A 12,107-nucleotide genomic window follows, 5' to 3' on the forward strand; every position below is an offset into this window, starting at 1 on the left:
GACAACGGGGCCGGGGGATTCGCGGTCCGCCGGGGCGAGGGGCGGACCGCGGGCGTCACGCGGCGGGCAGGTGGTCGTACATCCGGAACGTGTAGGTCGCGTCGTAGGTCATCAGATTGCCGGTCGGCGCGGGCAGCCCCAGCCGCCGGTTGAGCGCCGAGGTCAGGGGCCCGCAGTGCTCGGCCGCCGGAGCGGTGAAACTGTCGTCGTACGCCGAGAACTTGATCACCGGTGGATCCTGCGAGACCCATTCCGAGGGCCCCGAGCGCTTGAGCTGGAAGTCGACCGGCGCACCCGCTCCGATGGTGCAGCCGTGCGACAGGAGCGGGTTCGACAGCCGCAGGCGGAGGCTGAACTGCCCGGTGTAGAAGTCGGATCGGCCGCCGTAGACCGGCTGGATCGCCAGTCGCAGCAGCCGCGCCCGGTCGCCCGCGGCGGTGCCGGTCAGCCCTCCGGGAACGGCGGTCGGCGTGCTGTGCATCGCACCCCACACCTGTTGGTCGGTGCCGTCCGGCATCGGTCCCTCGGCGTGCGTCATGGTGATGGGAGCGAGCGCCACTTCGATCGTGCCGATCGTCAACAGCGGTGCTGCGGTGTGGACTTCACAGCGCCAACGGGACGGGTCCGCCCCGGCGGGGAGAGCGGGGCAGTCGCTGAAGTCGGTCGCGGACCCGGGGGCGGCGGAACGCGGTTCGGCGTACGCGAGGTTCGGCGTGTACGCACCCACCAGTCCCGCCAGGGCGGCGGCACCGGCGAGGGTGAGCGCGGCGCGGCGGGCGAGGGACGGGCGACGGTCTTCGGAAGTCGGGTTCACCATGACCACAGCGTGCTGGCCACGCCCCGGGCACCGCTATCGGTGACGTCCCGGCCTCGACCCTGAGACGACCCTGACGGCATGTCAGGGAAAGCCGCGGCCGTGTCCGGGGACTCGCGGCGTCGCGGCGGCGGGATAATTCCGGCGTGACCCTCACCGAGCGGCAGCTCACCCTGGCGACCCTGGACCGTCAGCTCCTGCTGGAACGCGGGCGTCTCGACGTGGCGGAGGCCGTCCGCCGGGTCTGTGCCGTCCAGGCCCAGGCGCCCGTGTCGCCGTACGTGGCCCTGTGGAACCGCGTGGAGGGCTTCGTGCCCGAGGAGCTCGACGCCGCGTTCGCGGACCGGCGGATCGTCAAGGCGACCCTCATGCGGATCACCCTGCACGCCGTCCACGCCGACGACTACGCGCCCTACCACGCCGCCATGGTCCGAAGCCTGCGGGCATCGCGGCTGTACGACCGCCGCTACACCTCGACCGACCTGACCGACGAGGACGCCGACGGGCTGCTGTCGGAACTCGCCGCGTTCCTGGCCCGCCCGCACACCGGAGCCGACGTGGAGGCGGAGGTCACGGCCGGCTTCGGCGACCGCGCGCACCGCGTGTGGTGGGCGCTGAGGACGTACGCGCCGATCCAGCACACGCCGACCGGCGGTCCGTGGTCCTTCCGCCTGCCCAACACCTACCTCGCCTCGCCCGTCGACCCCACGACCGAGACACAGGACGCGGCGGCGGGCGTACGGCGGCTCCTGCTCGCCCACCTCCGCGCGTTCGGACCGGCGTCGGCACAGGACTTCGCCCGGTTCACCCTGCTGGGGCGTCCCGTGATCACCCAGGCGCTGAGCGAGCTCGGCGACCAGGTCGTACGCGTTCCTGGACCGGGCCGCGCCGTCCTGTACGACCTCCCGGACGCCACCGTGCCCGCCGAGGACACCCCCGTACCGCCGAGGCTGCTTCCGATGTGGGACAGCACGCTGCTGGCCCACGCCCTCCCCGGGCGCGTCATGCCTCCGGAGCACCGGCCCCTCGTCGTCCGGCGCAACGGCGACATCCTGCCCACCCTGCTCGTCGACGGCCAGGTGGCCGGGGTGTGGCGCCCGCTGGACGAAGGGCTGGAACTCACCGCGTTCCGCAAGCTCGGCAAGACGGCCTGGCAGGCGGTGACCGAGGAGGCGGAGATGCTGGCCGCCCTGCTCGCGGAACGGGACCCGGCCCCGTACAGCCGCTACCACCACTGGTGGGACAAGGGAATCCCGGGCGTCGAGACGAGGAGGGTCAAGGGCCGTTGAACCGGCCCTCGTCGGGCGGCCCCTGCGGTGAGATCAGGCCGCTCTCGTAGGCGAGCACGACGGCCTGGACGCGGTCCCGCAGATCGGACACATCACGATCCTGAGCCGATTCACTGGGTGGACTGGAGCGGAACTCCGTACCCGTGGTGGCATCGTCGGCTGTACGAGGGCGGATGAGGACGACGAGAGCCGCCCCTCGGGTCGCCCGGCGTACACGCTTCATCCCTCGTCGAAGCACAGACAGAAGGGGTGCCCGGCAGGATCGAAGAGCACCCGGACGTTGTCCTGCGGCTGGAAGTCGGCCACGACGGCACCCAGGGCGACGGCCTCGGCGACCGCCTCGTCCAGATCGCCGACCTGGAAGTCGAAGTGCATCATGGGCCGTTGCTCCCCGTCGGCCGGCGGCCAGACCGGAGCCCGGTAGCCGTCGGCCTGCTGGAACACGAGGAACGGTCCGTTGGGGGAGGCGGCGACGACGGCCGTGCCGGGCTCCTCGTGGCCGATGTGCCAGCCGAGGAGTTCGGCGTAGAACGCGGCCAGAGCGCCCGGGTCCGGCGCCTCGATCGTCGTTCCCCACCACATGCCGCGCGTTCGTGATCGCATGGCCGCATCCTGCACCACGATCCCGGTCCCGTCGCGTACGGCCGCGGCGGCGATCCGGGTCAGCTACACGTCAGCTGGCCCGCCTTCTGCTTGGCGTTCAGGACGCGGTGGACGCTCGCGCTCACCTGGGCGCGGAAGGCCGCGCTCTGCGTCATCCGGGCCTGAACGGCCTTGCTCATGGCCGGGATCAGGTTCGGTTCGACCGTCAGGACCACGTCACCGCCGGCCGAGATGAACCTGACGGCACGGTCGCCCGGCGCCACGGCCTTCACCGCCACCGCGTTGCCGAGGTCGTCCGAGATGACGACACCCTTGAAGCCCATGTTCTTGCGCAGCATGGTCTGGATCACCGTGGAGGAGAACGCGGCGGGGTTGTGCGCGTCGATCCTGCTGTACGTCGCCGAGGAGATCATGACGAACGGCGCCCCGGCGTCGATACCGGACTTGAACGTGGTGACGCTCGGGCTGGAGCTCGTGGTCACGGAGTCCACGACATTGGCCGTGGTGTCGGTGTTGCCCCGGACGAAGCCGAGTCCCGGGAAGTGCTTGAGCGTGGACAGCACCCCGGACTGGGCGGAGCCTTCGAGGAACGCGTTGCTGTGCGGGGCCACCGTCGCCGCCGTATGACCGAACTCGCGGTTGAACTTGCCGATCGGGGCGTTGGCCGTGCCCAGGCTCGCCGGTACGACGTCCGCGACGGGCGCGAGATTCAGGTTGACCCCGGCCGACTTGAGCTCCTTGGCCCACACGGCGGATTCACCGCGCAACTTCGTCGTCGTCCACGTCCCCTGCGTCAGCGCGCTAGGGATGGTCGAGAAACCGGGCCCGGTCAGCACCTGGACCTGACCGCCCTCCTGGTCGGTCGAGACCAGCAGACCCACCCGGTGACCGGCCACGCTGTCGGCCTTCGCCTGAAGACCGGCGACAAGGTTCTTGGTGGCCACGGTCCCGGCCGTGCTGCGCCCGGCGAGGAACACCGAGCCGACGTGGTACTGGCGCATCAGAGCGATCCGCCGGCTGTCGGGAGCGGACGGCGTGACCGATCCCATGAGGAGCTGACCGACCCGCTGGGCCGTCGTCATCGCCGAGTACGTCCGGTCCGCGCAGGTGGACGCCGCGAGCTTCGAGCCCGAGGTGGCCGGGTCGACCGTCGCCGCCTGCGAGATCTGCACGCCCCCGATTCCAGCCGCCGCGAGTGACACAACAAGCGAGGAGGCGATCCAGACACGTCGGTCGATGCCGGAGCGACGGTTGGGCGACTGGTGGGATGCCATGAACATACTCCGTGGATGCCGGCTGCGGGCCGCTTGTGTGGTCAGCGGATAGTCAGTTGCCGAATCCAGCGTACCTCCGCACAGATCGGCTGACTCCGGGCGTGCGGATACGGCCACGACGCCGTATCGTGCCCGGCCCGGAAGGGGGCGGGAGCTCCTGACGCGCTGAGAACACGGGGGGCGCGAGGGTCACCTTCCCGCCTCCCTGACCTGTTGACAGCGGGCGCAGTAGCGGGCCTGCGGCACGATCAGCAGCCGTTCGCGGGCGATGGGCCGGCGGCACAGATGACAGCCGCCGTAGCGGCACTCGTCCATCCGGTCGAGCGCGGCCTCGACATCGGCCAGCACCATCCGGGCGGACGCGGCGAGCTTGACGCGGACCTCGGTCTGGGAAGCGGCCTGCCGGTCGAGGAAGGCGTCGGCGCGGAGCGCGGCCGCCGAGAGCTGCTGAAGCTGTTCCTGGCGGAACAGGCGTTGCTCGCGCAGGTTGTCGCGCAGTACGGCGTAGTCCTCGATCGACAGACGAGTGGTGCGGTCGTCGATGATCTGGCGGTTCACCAAGTCACCCCCTGGGCAAGGCGGGAGAGGCGGAGCGGGAGGGTGCGTGTCAGACGGTGCCGCGCTGACAGGGGACGCAGAACGGCGTGTGGGGCAGGATTTCCAGGCGCTCGACCGGAATGGGCTTGGAGCAGTTCCGGCAGAGTCCGTAACTGCCGTCCCGGACACGGGCGAACGCGGCCTCGACCTCTTTGAGAACGCGCCGGACGGTCTCCTTCTGCGCGGCCATCACATGCTCCTCGGCGTCGGGCTTGGCCTCGCCGATGGCCCGCAACTGGGTGAGCCGGGAGGCACGTTCCTGTTCGAGGCGCTGGAGTGCCTCGTGCGCCGTCAGCCGTTCATGACGGGGTGCGGTCCGGGGCGTATCGAGCGACATAACCGTTCCTTCTTCGAGTAGGGGGTGGATCGCGCCGGGCAGACAGGCGGCAGGCGGCTGTCGGAGGCGATGGCGGGGGAGCCGCGGGGGCCGGTTGATGCCTCCACCCTGGCCGCGGTCTCCCGGAAAGCCCATAGGGCGCGATACCCATACGCGGAACGGCGCGGGGCTCATCGCGGCGGAGACGGGCCAGGTCCCGGAAATGGGCATTGGAGCCCATCGACGCGACGGCCGTGAGCGGGCAGCCTGGGCGACAGGCCGGTCAAGACCAGTGGCCGCAGCTCACGCAAGAGGTGCACGGTGACCGACAGTAGTAAGGAAGCCGTGTCACCTAGCGAAAGGCGTCATCCCGGTGTCCCTGTTCTGGCGGATCTACGCGCTCAACGCGATCGTGCTGGGAAGCGCCACCGCGCTGCTGCTGTGGGCTCCCGTGACCGTCTCCGTGCCGGTGGTCCTGACCGAGGCGGTCATCCTCGTGGCCGGCCTGGCCGTCATGCTGGTGGCCAACGCGGCCCTGCTGCGGATCGGCCTGACCCCGCTCGGCCGGCTCACCCGGATGATGACCACCGTCGATCTGCTGCGCCCCGGCCAGCGGTTGCCGGTACGGGGACGCGGTGAGGTCGCCGAACTGATCCGCACCTTCAACGCCATGCTCGAACGCCTGGAGCACGAACGGGCCACCAGCAGCGCCCGTGCCCTGTTCGCGCAGGAGACGGAACGCCGCCGTATCGCCCAGGAACTGCACGACGAGGTCGGCCAGAGCATGACCGCGATCCTGCTGGCGCTCGAACGGGCCGCGGGCGAGGCGGACGAGCCCCTGCGCGGTGATCTCCGGCAGTTGCGGGAGATCACCCGGGGGAGCCTGGACGAGGTGAGCCGGCTGGCGCGCCGGCTCCGGCCCGGCGCGCTCGAAGACCTCGGTCTGATCAGCGCCCTGACCTCGCTGACCAGCGAGTTCGCCACCCATGTCGGACTGCGCGTGGTGCGCCGCTTCGACACCGGCCTGCCCGCGTTCGACCGGCAGACGGAACTCGTGCTGTACCGCGTCGCCCAGGAGGCCCTGACCAACGCCGCCCGTCACGCCGAGGCGGACCAGGTCGAAGTGAGCCTGCGCCGCATCGACGAGGCGGTGGTGCTGGCCGTCGCCGACGACGGCCGCGGAACCGGCGTCGCCCGCGAGGGCGCGGGGATCCGCGGCATGCGCGAGCGGGCCCTGCTGATCGGGGCCACCCTGGACGTCACTTCCACTCCCCGGGCCGGTACCCAGGTCCGGCTGACCGTGCCCCTCCTCAGGAAGCAGCCATGACCACGCCCCATACCTCCGTGATCCGTATCCTCCTCGCCGACGACCACGCTCTGGTACGTCGAGGGGTGAGGCTCATCCTCGAACGGGAGCCGGATCTGGAGGTCGTCGCCGAGGCGGGGGACGGCGCCGAGGCCATCGAGCTGGCCCGTACCCATGAGGTCGACCTGGCGGTGATGGACATCGCCATGCCCCGGATGACCGGTTTGCAGGCCACCCGGGAACTCCTCGCGGTGAAGCCCGGCGTGCGGGTGCTGATGCTGACGATGCACGACAACGAGCAGTACTTCTTCCAGGCACTGAAGACCGGCGCCGCCGGGTACGTGCTGAAGTCCGTGGCGGACCGCGACCTGGTGGCGGCGTGCCGGGCCGCCATGCGGGACGAGCCCTTCCTGTACCCGGGCGCGGTCACGGCCCTCGTCCGCACCTATCTCGACCGGGTGCGCCAGGGCGAGGAGCCGCCCGAGCGGGTGCTGACCGCGCGCGAGGAGGAGGTCCTCAAACTCGTCGCCGAGGGCCACTCCTCCAAGGAGATCGCGGAGATGCTCTTCATCAGCATCAAGACCGTTCACCGGCACCGCGAGAACCTGCTGCACAAGCTCGGTCTGCGTGACCGGCTGGAACTCACCCGCTACGCGATCCGCGCCGGCCTCATCGAGGCCTGAGCCCGGACCGGGGCCGGGGGACGGGGTCAGGGGGCGGGGGTCCACCTCGCGCGCGACGCTCCGCGCACCCGTGGCCCGAGCCCGCGCACCATCACCCTCTCCCTTCCCGGCCGCGGCCACTGTCCTGGCCGCGGTGTGCCCGCCGGAGGCTCGTTGTGAACCGATCCCAGCACGTCAGAGGGCTGATCGCCCTCGCGGTCGTCGTCCTGTCCCTGTACGTCGCGCTCACCGTGCCCGTCCACCTCGGACTCGATCTGCGGGGCGGTACCCAGATCGTCCTGGAGACCCGCCCCACCGCGGCTGCCGACGCCGACGACGAGGCGACGGACCGTACGGTGGAGGTGCTGCGCGGCCGTATCGACGCGCTCGGTGTCGCCGAGCCCGTCATCGCGCGCTCCGGCAGCGACCGGATCGTCGTCGAGCTGCCCGGTCTTCAGGACCCCCGCGAGGCGTCCGACGTGCTCGGCCGCACCGCCCAGCTCAGCTTCCACCAGGTGCTCGGCGCGGCGAACGACGCTCACGACGTGCCCGAACCGCCGCCCGAACGGCCCCAGGAGCAGGTGATCGCCGACGAGTCCGGTCAACGGCTGCGCCTCAGGGCGGCCTCGCTGACCGGCAAGGACGTCGAGAAGGCGGTCGCCGGCTTCGACCAGCAGGGCGGTGCCGGATGGCACGTCACCGTCGACTTCGAGGGGGCGGGCGAGGCGGGCTGGGCCCGCCTGACCGGCGACGCGGCGTGCCGGCCGCCCGGAGATCCCGGCCGCCGTGTCGCCATCGTCCTGGACGGCAAGATCATCTCTTCGCCGCAGGTCGCCCCGTCCGTCGCCTGCCGGTCCGGCATCAGCGGGGGTTCCACCCAGATCACCGGAACCTACGACGCCGGCGAAGCCAAGGAACTGGCCCTGCTCATCAACGGCGGCGCCCTGCCGGTGCCGGTCGAGACCGTCGAACAGCGCACCGTCGGCCCCACCCTGGGCGCGCACGCCATCACGGCCAGCGCCTGGGCCGCTGCCATCGGCACCGCTCTGACCTCGCTGTTCATCATCGCGGTCTACCGGATCATGGGAGTCCTGGCGGCCGTCGCGCTGGCCTGTTACGGCCTCATCTCCTACGCCGCCCTCGCCGTCCTCGGCGCCACCCTCACCCTGCCGGGCCTCGCCGGGTTCGTGCTGGCCATCGGCATGGCGGTCGACGCCAACGTGCTCGTCTTCGAACGCGCCCGCGAGGAGTACGCCTCTCGCCACCGTGCCACCCCGAGGTCGTCCCTGACCGCGGGATTCCGCAGGGCCTTCAGCGCCATCGCCGACTCGAACATCACCACGCTCATCGCCGCCGGACTCCTGTTCTTCCTCGCCTCCGGGCCGGTGCGCGGGTTCGGTGTCACGCTGGGCATCGGCGTCCTCGCCTCCATGGTCAGCGCACTGGTCATCACCCGGGCCCTCGCCGACCTCGCCGTCACCCGCCCCGGTCTGCGACGCCGCCCGCACCTCTCCGGCATCGCCCACACCGGCGCCGTCCGTGCCCGCCTCGCCCGCACCGAGCCGGACCTGATGCGCCACTCGCGCCGGTGGCTGGCGGTCTCCGGCGCCGCAGTCGTCCTTGCCGCCTCCGGTATCGCCGTGCGCGGCCTCGACCTCGGCGTGGAATTCACCGGAGGCCGTCTCATCGAATACACCACCGCCCCTTCCCTCGACCCCGACCGGGCCCGTACGGCGCTCGCGGACGCCGGATTCCCCCGGGCCGTCGTCCAGACCTCGGGCGAGAGCGGGCTCACCGTCCGCACCGAGCACCTGACCGACGCCCAGGCGGTCGCCCTCGACGACACCGTCGGCGATCTGGCGGGCCGAGCCGACAAGATCCGCGACGAGTCCATCGGACCCAGCCTCGGCAAGGAACTGCGCCAAGGCGCCCTCATCGCCCTCCTGGTCGCCCTGGGAGCGCAGCTCGTCTATCTCGCCGCGCGCTTCCGCTGGCTCCTGGGAACCTCCGCAGTCGCCGCCCTCGCCCATGACGCCGTGATCCTCGTCGGCGTCTTCGCGTGGCTCGGCAAGCCCATCGACGGCGTCTTCCTGGCCGCACTGCTGACGGTCATCGGCTATTCGGTCAACGACTCCGTCGTCGTCTTCGACCGGATCAGGGAACGCGGCCGCCGCGACCGCGAGGAGCCCTTCGCGCGCACCGCCAACCAGGCACTCCTGGAGACCCTGCCCCGCACCGTGAACACGGGCATGGGCGCCGCGTTCATCCTCACCGCGCTGGCCGTCCTCGGCGGCGACACCCTGACCGACTTCGCCCTGGCCCTCCTCATCGGCCTCGTGGTGGGCACCTACTCCTCGATGTTCACCGCCACACCACTGGCCATCGCACTGCACCAGCGCACGTGAGCGGGGTCGGAAGCCATAGGATCCCGGGAAACCTCCCGTATATCGTCAACTTGACGATATGGTGAGGGTGTCGTCGGGCGGGCTCGTACGGACGCCGCACCCGCGTGCGTCCGTACGCCCGCCGGCGCTTCCCTGAGACCGGCCGACTTCGGAGGACCCCTGTGACACTCGGCGAAAGCACCCCCGGCACGGCGGCCGTCCGCTGCGAACGGCTCGTACCGGGCGACCCCGCATGGCTCTGGGACTTCCACCGGGCGCACTCCATGCTCCTCGCCCCCCTCGCCGCCGCGGCCGAGCGGGAGCCGGCCCAACTGCCGGACGGCGTCGACCCGGTGGCGGCCCTGGCGGCGTGGGAAGCACTGTGCGCCGCCCTTCCCGAGGAGCTGCGCGCATACGTCCCCGAGCCCGCCGGGGACGCCGCCGAACCCTCGGACCGTACGGAGCGCACGGACTCCTCGGGATCGGTGAGCGACCAGGTGTATCGGCAGGCCGTGGACGAACGCGACCGGGTCGCTCGCGGCAGCGGCCTGCGAGGGCTCGACGGGCGCGAGCGCATACCCGTACACCTGGTGGAACTCTCGGAGCGTGACCTGGCCACGCTCGCGGCCCTGCTCGACCGCCTGGCACAGGTCGTCGCCGGGCGGCTGCACGGCGCCGCCCTGCTGGACCGGATCGCCGGACAACACCCCTACCCGCTCGGCCCGTCCACCGCGTCGAGCCTGTGCGGCCACCTGCGGATCCTGCTGGACACACTCCGTCCCGAACCGGCGCCCGAGGATCTGGCACTGCTGCGGCCGCTGCTCGCAGCGCCCGCGCGAACGGACGCGGGCGAACCGGCCTCGCGCGTGCTCACCGCCGAACAGGAGGCCGCCTACCGGCGCTTCGCGCACCGGGTCGCCGACGCCGTCTTCCCGGGGGACCTCCGCGAAAGCGCGGCCTTCGCCTGGCGCTACTGAGAGAACACCCCTGGCCGGCGGCGGTAACCGGCCCTGTCGGCAAGGGAGTTCCCGTACAGCGGGTCGCGTTCAGCAGCCCTCGCTGGGGTGGGTGGCGGCCGGTGCCGTCGCCTGGAGGTTCCAGTCGGGCGGTTCGGCATCGGGACCGCCGAGCAACTGCGCCGAGGCCCGGCCGCCGTCGGCCAACCTCATGTGCCAGATCCACTCGCCCCCCGCCACCGAGCCGTGGTCGAGCGTCCACCCCAGACGCCGCATCGCGGTCTCTATGGACGCGGCCACCTGACGCGCGGACCCGCCTCCGGTGAAGTCGACGGCGACGGTCGCCGGATTCCAGCCGTAGGTCGACGTCATCCCGTCGCACGAGTCCCATTTGGGCACCGCGGTCTGCTTCAGCGTGACCTTCGCGTGCGCCGGCACCACGGACAGCACCGGGCGAATCGCATCGAGCCGCCGATGCCCGGGATCGGGATCCCCGACCGGCCGCGGAGTTCCGTCGCACCCGGTCAATGCCACCGCGGTTGCGAACACGACGACAGACAAACCACCACGCACCGAACGACGCCTGACCCCCCACATGCGGGCAATGATCACATGCCTCCGTCCCGTCGGGCCGGACAAACAGAAAGCGTGCACGGCCATGGGCGCGCTGGCAGTGATCCGGCACGGCCGGACCGAGTGGAGCCTGTCGGGTCGACACGCGGGCCGCACCGGCCTTCCACTGACCGAGGAGGGCGAGGCGGCGGCCAAGGACCTCGCTCCGAGGCCGGCCCCACGTCGCCTGGCCGTCGTGTCCAGCAGCCCGCTGCGCCGCACCGTGCGCACGGCCGAGCCGGCCGACCTCCCCGGCGAGCAACTCCCGCAGGTGGCCGCCCGCACCGGCGAGGTGCTGGACCTGATCCGGCCGCTGCTGAGCGAAGGGGACGTCGCCGTCGTCGCCCAGGGCCATCTCGCGCGGGTCCTCACCGCACGCTGGGTCGGCCTCGACGCGTCCGCCGCTCGACTCCTCGGCCACCCGCATCCAGGCACCCTCAGCATCCTGGCCAACGAAGACGGGTAGCCCTGCATCTCCACCTGGAACGGCGCGTAGCGGCAGCCCGCCGCCTGGTCGGCAACCAGACTGATGAACCATGAAGTTGGCGCGCCGCCGTCACCGCTGAGCAGACTTGGAGCAGTACATGTCCTCGTTGGACGAGTTGCAGGCACTGCTGGGGGCTCCGGCTCATCGGCGACCGAAGCCGGACGATTGGGACGAAGTCGAGCAGTACACAGGTTCCGCGCTGCCCGGCGACTTCAAAGCGTTCCTGAACGCCTACGGCGGCGGGGTCATGTCCGACGAACTCGTCGTCCTCCACCCCACCGGATCCAGCCCGCTCCTGGAGCGGATGCGCGCGACGCACCGGACGTTCACCGAGCGCCGGGACAGGGCACTGGGTCGCGGTGACTCCGAGCACATCCCGTACCCCTTCCACCCCGCACCTGGTGGGCTGATCTCCTGGGGGTACGACCGCAGCGGCGACGAGCACTTCTTCCTGCCCTGCGACCCGGACCCGGACCGGTGGAAGATCGTCACGATGGTCCACGAAGAGGGCTGCGAGACCTTCGACAGCACGTTCTCGGGCTTCGCCCTCACGTTCGTACGGCAGCTGCTTGACGTAGATCGGTACCACGGCATCGAACCGGAGGCCCTGGAGTTCCTGGAACCGGAAGATTTGGAGGAACTGGTCGCCAACGGTGAGATCGGCCCTGTTCAGCCGACCTTCAAGACGTTCTGATGCGACACCGCGAGGGTCCGTGAGCCGCGGTGGGGTTCTGGCCGGGGCAGTGTGGCCGGATGCACATCCGTCGGTGGTGGTGAAACGGGGGGTGCCGAACAGGGGCTTTCGCG

At 71.2% G+C, this 12,107-nt stretch carries 13 protein-coding genes; 7 read left to right on the forward strand and 6 right to left on the reverse strand.

Features of this window, described 5'->3' with window-relative positions:
- Window positions 1-55 precede the first annotated feature (55 nt).
- Window positions 56-817, reverse strand: a complete 762-nt coding sequence (locus tag ACZ4AA_RS17240; protein ID WP_467602136.1) for a hypothetical protein — start codon at window positions 815-817, stop codon at window positions 56-58.
- 143 nt (window positions 818-960) lie between these two features.
- Between ACZ4AA_RS17240 and ACZ4AA_RS17245 the strand changes: the two genes are divergently transcribed.
- The gene (locus ACZ4AA_RS17245) at window positions 961-2,103 is read left to right on the forward strand and encodes a winged helix DNA-binding domain-containing protein (RefSeq protein ID WP_467602139.1); all 1,143 of its coding nucleotides are present in this window, start codon (window positions 961-963) and stop codon (window positions 2,101-2,103) included.
- Between the two features lie 219 nt (window positions 2,104-2,322).
- Here the strand turns inward: ACZ4AA_RS17245 and ACZ4AA_RS17250 are convergent, their stop codons facing one another.
- The 4 genes from ACZ4AA_RS17250 to ACZ4AA_RS17265 all read right to left on the reverse strand — a co-directional run bounded on the left by ACZ4AA_RS17250 (window position 2,323) and on the right by ACZ4AA_RS17265 (window position 4,914).
- Window positions 2,323-2,706, reverse strand: coding sequence for a VOC family protein (locus ACZ4AA_RS17250; RefSeq protein WP_467602142.1), 384 nt, complete (start codon window positions 2,704-2,706; stop codon window positions 2,323-2,325).
- Window positions 2,707-2,765: 59 nt separating this feature from the next.
- Window positions 2,766-3,980, reverse strand: a complete 1,215-nt coding sequence (locus ACZ4AA_RS17255; RefSeq protein WP_467602145.1) for a glycoside hydrolase family 3 N-terminal domain-containing protein — start codon at window positions 3,978-3,980, stop codon at window positions 2,766-2,768.
- A gap of 189 nt (window positions 3,981-4,169) precedes the next feature.
- Window positions 4,170-4,541 (reverse strand): TraR/DksA family transcriptional regulator, encoded by a 372-nt coding sequence (locus tag ACZ4AA_RS17260; RefSeq protein ID WP_467602148.1) that lies wholly within the window; start codon window positions 4,539-4,541, stop codon window positions 4,170-4,172.
- Between the two features lie 46 nt (window positions 4,542-4,587).
- Window positions 4,588-4,914 (reverse strand): TraR/DksA family transcriptional regulator, encoded by a 327-nt coding sequence (locus tag ACZ4AA_RS17265; RefSeq protein WP_467602152.1) that lies wholly within the window; start codon window positions 4,912-4,914, stop codon window positions 4,588-4,590.
- A gap of 352 nt (window positions 4,915-5,266) precedes the next feature.
- On the opposite strand from ACZ4AA_RS17265, the gene ACZ4AA_RS17270 reads away from it, so the two are divergent.
- From ACZ4AA_RS17270 to ACZ4AA_RS17285, 4 genes are all read left to right on the forward strand, one after another.
- Window positions 5,267-6,220 carry a HAMP domain-containing sensor histidine kinase gene (locus tag ACZ4AA_RS17270; protein WP_467602155.1) on the forward strand — a complete coding sequence of 318 codons (954 nt, stop codon included), beginning with the start codon at window positions 5,267-5,269 and terminating at the stop codon, window positions 6,218-6,220.
- Window positions 6,217-6,882, forward strand: a complete 666-nt coding sequence (locus ACZ4AA_RS17275) for a response regulator (protein ID WP_467602157.1) — start codon at window positions 6,217-6,219, stop codon at window positions 6,880-6,882. The genes ACZ4AA_RS17270 and ACZ4AA_RS17275 overlap by 4 nt, the downstream gene beginning before the upstream one ends.
- A 155-nt stretch (window positions 6,883-7,037) precedes the next feature.
- Entirely contained in the window at window positions 7,038-9,266 is a 2,229-nt protein-coding gene (gene secD / locus ACZ4AA_RS17280) for a protein translocase subunit SecD (RefSeq protein WP_467602160.1), read from the forward strand.
- 161 nt (window positions 9,267-9,427) lie between these two features.
- The gene (locus ACZ4AA_RS17285) at window positions 9,428-10,222 is read left to right on the forward strand and encodes a hypothetical protein (RefSeq protein WP_467602163.1); all 795 of its coding nucleotides are present in this window, start codon (window positions 9,428-9,430) and stop codon (window positions 10,220-10,222) included.
- 69 nt (window positions 10,223-10,291) lie between these two features.
- Here the strand turns inward: ACZ4AA_RS17285 and ACZ4AA_RS17290 are convergent, their stop codons facing one another.
- Window positions 10,292-10,651: a hypothetical protein gene (locus tag ACZ4AA_RS17290; RefSeq protein WP_467602167.1), complete on the reverse strand. Its 360-nt coding sequence runs from the start codon at window positions 10,649-10,651 to the stop codon at window positions 10,292-10,294.
- A 208-nt stretch (window positions 10,652-10,859) separates the two neighbouring features.
- On the opposite strand from ACZ4AA_RS17290, the gene ACZ4AA_RS17295 reads away from it, so the two are divergent.
- Window positions 10,860-11,279, forward strand: a complete 420-nt coding sequence (locus tag ACZ4AA_RS17295) for a histidine phosphatase family protein (RefSeq protein ID WP_467602170.1) — start codon at window positions 10,860-10,862, stop codon at window positions 11,277-11,279.
- A gap of 118 nt (window positions 11,280-11,397) precedes the next feature.
- Entirely contained in the window at window positions 11,398-11,994 is a 597-nt protein-coding gene (locus ACZ4AA_RS17300) for an SMI1/KNR4 family protein (protein WP_467602173.1), read from the forward strand.
- The last annotated feature ends 113 nt before the right edge of the window (window positions 11,995-12,107 follow it).

The organism is Streptomyces sp. NPDC024698, from assembly GCF_055559015.1.

What these genes read in the sequence shown, in the direction of transcription:
- ACZ4AA_RS17240 (WP_467602136.1), bottom strand. Translation starts at nt 817, where the DNA reads ATGGTGAACCCGACTTCCGAAGACCGTCGCCCGTCCCTCGCCCGCCGC.
- ACZ4AA_RS17250 (WP_467602142.1), bottom strand. Translation starts at nt 2,706, where the DNA reads ATGCGATCACGAACGCGCGGCATGTGGTGGGGAACGACGATCGAGGCG.
- ACZ4AA_RS17255 (WP_467602145.1), bottom strand. Translation starts at nt 3,980, where the DNA reads ATGGCATCCCACCAGTCGCCCAACCGTCGCTCCGGCATCGACCGACGT.
- ACZ4AA_RS17265 (WP_467602152.1), bottom strand. Translation starts at nt 4,914, where the DNA reads ATGTCGCTCGATACGCCCCGGACCGCACCCCGTCATGAACGGCTGACG.
- ACZ4AA_RS17275 (WP_467602157.1), top strand. Translation starts at nt 6,217, where the DNA reads ATGACCACGCCCCATACCTCCGTGATCCGTATCCTCCTCGCCGACGAC.
- ACZ4AA_RS17295 (WP_467602170.1), top strand. Translation starts at nt 10,860, where the DNA reads ATGGGCGCGCTGGCAGTGATCCGGCACGGCCGGACCGAGTGGAGCCTG.
- ACZ4AA_RS17300 (WP_467602173.1), top strand. Translation starts at nt 11,398, where the DNA reads ATGTCCTCGTTGGACGAGTTGCAGGCACTGCTGGGGGCTCCGGCTCAT.